This window comes from Candidatus Paceibacterota bacterium (assembly GCA_028714275.1).
Classification (GTDB): domain Bacteria; phylum Patescibacteriota; class Minisyncoccia; order Phycocordibacterales; family CAINVO01; genus CAINVO01.
In genome coordinates, this window is record JAQTMP010000048.1 from 1 (window position 1) to 5,033 (window position 5,033).

Here is a 5,033-nt window from a genome sequence, read left to right on the forward strand (position 1 = left end):
ATCCGAAAGCCGCTTGGTCAGAGTAGGTGCCTGAAGCTGCGCCCATTTGTGCAAGAGTCGCAACAGAGCGTGCCGTTCCACTATTTGCCGACACGGTGGAATACAGATTGGCCTGCCGATTCGCCGCCGTCATGAGTCCGTATTGCGGATCGCCCACGTCCCAAAGCGCAGGGCCGCTTGCCGTGCCGATGGGGGCACTGGCGCCTGTGGTCGGTGCAGCAACGGTGCGGAAAGCCTGAACATGCCCGGCTAACTCACCTGAGTTGTTGTTGGAGGTCGCGGTATAAATCAGCCCACCAGCTGGCAGGCGTGACGGCGCCACTGGTGCGGATACGTTGATAGTGCCGAAAATCTGTGCGGCGATGCTTCCCAGAGCTGCGTTGAATGCGCTCACATTATTTGCCGGGTATTCCGTCCCCGTGCCACCGGCAATGGCCATGGCGTTGAGGGCGTAATTGGCTGCGGGATTCGCGTTGGCGTCCACACCCGCGCCAAGGCCGACGACATAGGTCTTGATGCCCTTTTTGTTCAGCGCCTGAATGGCGGTGATGGTGTCGATCAGCGCTTGGTCATTGGTCTTGCTGCTGTCCAAGCCACCCTGGGTCTGACCGCTGGGAACGTTGCCGCTATCGTCGTTGATACCGTGGTTGGAGTCGCCTGCAATGCCATAGAACGCGGCATTGACCCCATAACCCTGTCCCGCAGCGCTGCCCAGCGGCGGCCAGTTATTGCCGTTCAAGTCCATCGTTGGCAGGCCATCCGTCACCAAAATGACGTATTGACCTGCGCAAGAAGGGGTGAGATTACTCAACACATTGCCCGCGCCCTGCACCAGCCCCGCCGTCGGAGACTGATAGGCCAGCGCCTTGATCTCGCTGGACGATGAATTGTTGGTCTCTGGCTTTAACGCTGTGGTGAAAGGCGTCAGTGCCGTGTTGACTGCAGATGTGCTGGGATTTGTGCCCAGATTGGTCATGGAAACGACCTGGTTGCCGCCGGTCGCGTTGAGGCTTTGCACGTAGTAGCCAAAGCCGCGCTGGGCAAAGACCACTTGAGGCGAGTACGGCACATAGCCAGCATTTGTCGGACTGGTGCCAAAGTTGCCATATGTGCCTTGTTTGGGGGAAGTGCTAGCGTAGGAAACGTAAATCGAGCCGTTTTCGTAGTCGTTAAGGCTGAAATTTGGTGGATAGGGTGACGCCGGATTGGGCCCGTTGTATGACACGAATAGTCCTGAGTTCCCATTCGAATAGAGCACGTCGTTCACGTTCGGGTCGTCGCTAGAGGCGCCGATCTGCATGTATTGATTGCCTGACAGCGTGCTGGCAGCGGAACTCGCGCTGCTGCCATACAAGCCGGATTTCGACAAACTAGTGCAGTAACTCTTGACCGAAGACGAGGCGCTGCCGTATTTGTAACAGGGGTTATTGACCCAGCGCGTGGGTGGGGGGGAGGCATTCGGATTCGCTGCATTAAAGCTCTGGTAAGCCGCGTAGCTGGTGAAACCGTTGGTCGGCAGACTGTTGGCGAAAGTGAAACCGCCGCTCGGTGACATGTAATACACCCAAGTGGTGTAAAGGCTCGTCCCCGAGGTTGAATAGTCTTCCAGCGCAAAGTCCATGCTGGGGAGATACTGGCTGAGCACCGAGGATAGACCGGCCTTGGCCACATTCAGTCGGCTGGCGCCGTTGTCCACCAGGGTGCCGTTGTTGTTGTAGGTATAGGGCGCCGAGGCGGTCTGGCTCGGGGTCATCGGCGGTGTGAAGCCGGAGGGCACTGAGTAGTTGACCGGCGAACTGCTGTTGTACAGGCTGGTCAGGCCGCTGGAGAGATTGCCCGATCCGGTCATGATGGCGCCGCTGAGGTCGCCGTCCATCGACTGCGAGTTGCCGATGGCGATGACGATTTGCGGGCGGTCAGGCGTACCGGTCGTTTGGGCCTCGCTAGGTGCTGTGGCAAAGGGCGAGAGCATCAGTGCCAAAGAGACCGAGAGAGAGACTGCTGAACGGATATGGGATTTCATGATGCTCACGAGCAAAGTTTGAACAGGGCTTCGGTGTTGGCTGCGGTGACGTTGTTCGCTTCTATCGTGTGAATGAAGATGTCGTAGAAGGAGCAGCCTGCGGAGTCTGGGGGTAGATTGGCAGACACGACAAGAGCCCAGGCATGAGCAGACGTTCCTGCCGGGAGGGGCACCGAATAGGCGGTTCCAGCGTTGATCGCTTGCGTCCAGTAGGTCGCACTGGGGGTTGGCCACCAAGCTGCAGTGCTGTTTGAGGGTGAGGAAAACCAGGCGGGCTGCGGTGAGATGTATTCGAGAGCCACACCGCCCGCGTTGTTCGAGGCGTTGGTTAGCGTTTGCTGAATCACCCGCAGGGCAATGTCGCTGGCCTGTACGTCCTTTTGCCGTTGCACGGTATTGCCAGTCATCACGGTTTGCAGCGCCGCGCCGCGCATGGTGAACAACACGCCGAATAAGAGCACGAGCAGGGTGATGAGGGTGAGCAGCAGCACATAGCCTTGCTGCTCAGGGGACCGCTGGGGTTTGCGCTGCAAGGGCGCTTTCAGCGCGGCCATATTTGATTCCTCACGGCAACTTCCGACTGCAGCACGGAAAATCGATCATTTGCGTATGCGCTGGGCACGTTATAAGGCTTGAAACTGTCAGAGGCCACGGGCCCGGTGCTTGGCAAAGTTGCTGTTGTCGGCATGATGTTGATTGCGCTGGGGGCGTTGTACTTGGGGTCGCTGTGCAATGTTTTGGAAATGATTCCAAACAGCACGCTACGCACGCTGCCCGTGAAGTGATTGCTCACCACGTCACTCCAGTTCAGGTAATTGGTAATTGCGCCTGAGTTGGTTTCATCCACGCCAAACAAGATCTGCAGGCTCACCACACCTGCGGCGACGGGAGTTGGGGGCGTGATGATTTGGTCATTAAGCGCGTTGATTTCGCTTCGCATGAGCATGGGATAGTTGCCCGCAGTTCCCGGCGCAGCGCCTGGATTGGACAGGGCGATGTAATACACCACCAAGATCCGATCTTTGTTGGCCGGGTCATGAAAGGGGAGATAAAACCGTGTCGGCGCCGGAAAGTAGGCGTTGGAAAGATCGACGCCATTGGCCAAGAATTTCTCTGATTGCAGTGCGGAATTGAATCCGCTGTAACCGTTGCTTGGAAACAGGGTTGGGTCAAGGCTGTTAATCGGATTTGGTGTCTGAGTGTTCGCAGCGCCCACGATCGGCACGCGGATGCAGACCCATTGAGGGGCCTGTTGGCCGTTTCTCAGAAAAAAGCGCAAGTAACCCACCATGCCGCCATTGATTCCGGTGACGCTGTTCAGCGGTAGTTGTGTCGTGACGACAGGTCCACTGTTAGTTGATCCCTTATTTGGGGCGGCATTCACCAGGGTGCTATTGATTAAGGTCATCGCCGCGCCGGCTGGCTGCGGAGCCACGCCGCTTTTTGCCACGTAAATGCTGAGCATGTCTGTGGGTGTGGCGGTGTAGGAGGTGGGTGCCAGCGCGGGCTGCGCGCTGGCCGTGGGCAGCGCCGGGGATGTGGTTTGCGATACGGCCGACACGGGGTACTGGTTGAACACACCGGGCATGGCCCCTGCGTTGTCGTAGGCCAGTGTGGCACTGCATGCGGGCTGTACGCCGCCCAGCATGAAGCCAGCATTGCTGAGGTCGCGGGTGACGAGGTTGAGCGCGGCGCGGGCCTGATCGTCACGCTGCGAGACGTCCGACATCTGGACGTTCTGCTTGGTCAGCGATGATTGCACCACCAGGATGGCGATGGAAAAAATCAGCCCGATCACCAGGGCGATCATCAATTCGACAAGGCTCAGGCCGCGCTGATGTGTGGCCGTAGAACGCTGGCAGAGGTGTCGCATGTCAAAACCCCAGCTGGAAGTTGTAGTTCTGTGTGCGCAAGGCGTTGCCGCTATTGGCGCCCCCGACGTTGCTCCACTGGATTTGCAAACCGAGGCCGCAGGAAGCGGCACTGCAGGCGTTGCCTTGCGCATCGGGGCCGGGGGTGATGGTGACCTTGGCATTGGGCAGCATGGTTGCGGGATTGCTGAATACATTGGCGAGAAAGGGCTGTAACGCTGGCGGGGCAGAGCCCGACGTGCTCGATGTGTAGGTAGAAGTGCCTGCCGCCAATTGACCGACTACCGCTGGGTTGGCTTGCACCAATGCCCAGAATTGGTTGCCGAAGGCAGCGGTGTCGGTGGCGTATTGGTTGCTGGTGACGGCAGGTACGGCCAGGCTGTAAAGCGAGGCGATGCTGAGCATGCCTAAACTGAAAACGACGATGGCGACCAGCACGCTGATGAGCGACATCCCGGCCTGATGCATTGCGGCGCGGGCAGGGGAGGTGAATAGGCGCGTCATGATGCGGTGTTGGCGTTGAGAATCACACTGCCCGAGGCGAGTACCTGCAGCGTCCAGGTCTGGCCTTGCGCAGCAGTCACGGTGATGGTGGGCGCGGTGTTGATGAAGCCTTGGCTATCGAAAGTGAGCGTCTGCGTGTTGCCGCCGGTGATGCTGCAGGTAATGCCCGGGTAGCTGTTGGCGATTTGGGTTGGTGACATTGAGTGCTCCGCAATCACCGTTCCGCCCACACTAGTGCTCCAGGTGCAGGTGTTGTTTGCCCCAAGGGTGATGGTGACCGGCTGCTGCGTGGTCACCGCCTGATTGCGCGCCCAGGCCACGTCTTGTGGAAACTTGTTGACCAGCACCGAGGTTTTGCCGGAATCGACCATGCTCACCAGATTGGGCACGACCATCAGGCCGAGGAGGGCGGCGATGGCGATGGTCACCATCATTTCGATGAGGGTGAAGCCCGTCTGACGTGACTTGATGAGGGACATGTCAGGTGTTTCCGGATTGATCGCGCGCCCAGCCATTCGATGTGGTTCCAGCGGGCAAAGGCGGGGAACTGGTTCCGGGTGGCATGACCCAGCCTGATGCGGGCACGCTGGTGGTGTATTTATTGCCGTCCTGGTCGATGGCGTAGCTGGGTGCGA

At 58.8% G+C, this 5,033-nt stretch carries 5 protein-coding genes; all 5 read right to left on the reverse strand.

The genetic code is table 11. The features are described 5' to 3' along the window. On the reverse strand, window positions 1-2,023 hold a 2,023-nt coding region (locus tag PHF79_03805), incomplete at its 3' end, for a hypothetical protein (GenBank protein MDD5318906.1). A 5-nt stretch (window positions 2,024-2,028) separates the two neighbouring features. Further along, on the reverse strand, window positions 2,029-2,577 hold the full coding sequence (locus PHF79_03810) for a hypothetical protein (protein ID MDD5318907.1): 549 nt from the start codon (window positions 2,575-2,577) through the stop codon (window positions 2,029-2,031). Beyond that, window positions 2,565-3,896, reverse strand: coding sequence for a PilW family protein (locus tag PHF79_03815; GenBank protein ID MDD5318908.1), 1,332 nt, complete (start codon window positions 3,894-3,896; stop codon window positions 2,565-2,567). The genes PHF79_03810 and PHF79_03815 overlap by 13 nt, the downstream gene beginning before the upstream one ends. A gap of 1 nt (window position 3,897) precedes the next feature. Then, a complete protein-coding gene (locus PHF79_03820) occupies window positions 3,898-4,347 on the reverse strand; it encodes a pilus assembly protein PilV (GenBank protein ID MDD5318909.1) in 450 nt (149 codons plus the stop codon). Between the two features lie 47 nt (window positions 4,348-4,394). Further along, window positions 4,395-4,877, reverse strand: coding sequence for a GspH/FimT family pseudopilin (locus PHF79_03825; protein MDD5318910.1), 483 nt, complete (start codon window positions 4,875-4,877; stop codon window positions 4,395-4,397). Window positions 4,878-5,033: the final 156 nt, after the last annotated feature.

What these genes read in the sequence shown, in the direction of transcription:
- PHF79_03820 (MDD5318909.1), bottom strand. Translation starts at nt 4,347, where the DNA reads ATGTCGCTCATCAGCGTGCTGGTCGCCATCGTCGTTTTCAGTTTAGGC.
- PHF79_03825 (MDD5318910.1), bottom strand. Translation starts at nt 4,877, where the DNA reads ATGTCCCTCATCAAGTCACGTCAGACGGGCTTCACCCTCATCGAAATG.
- PHF79_03810 (MDD5318907.1), bottom strand. Translation starts at nt 2,577, where the DNA reads ATGGCCGCGCTGAAAGCGCCCTTGCAGCGCAAACCCCAGCGGTCCCCT.
- PHF79_03815 (MDD5318908.1), bottom strand. Translation starts at nt 3,896, where the DNA reads ATGCGACACCTCTGCCAGCGTTCTACGGCCACACATCAGCGCGGCCTG.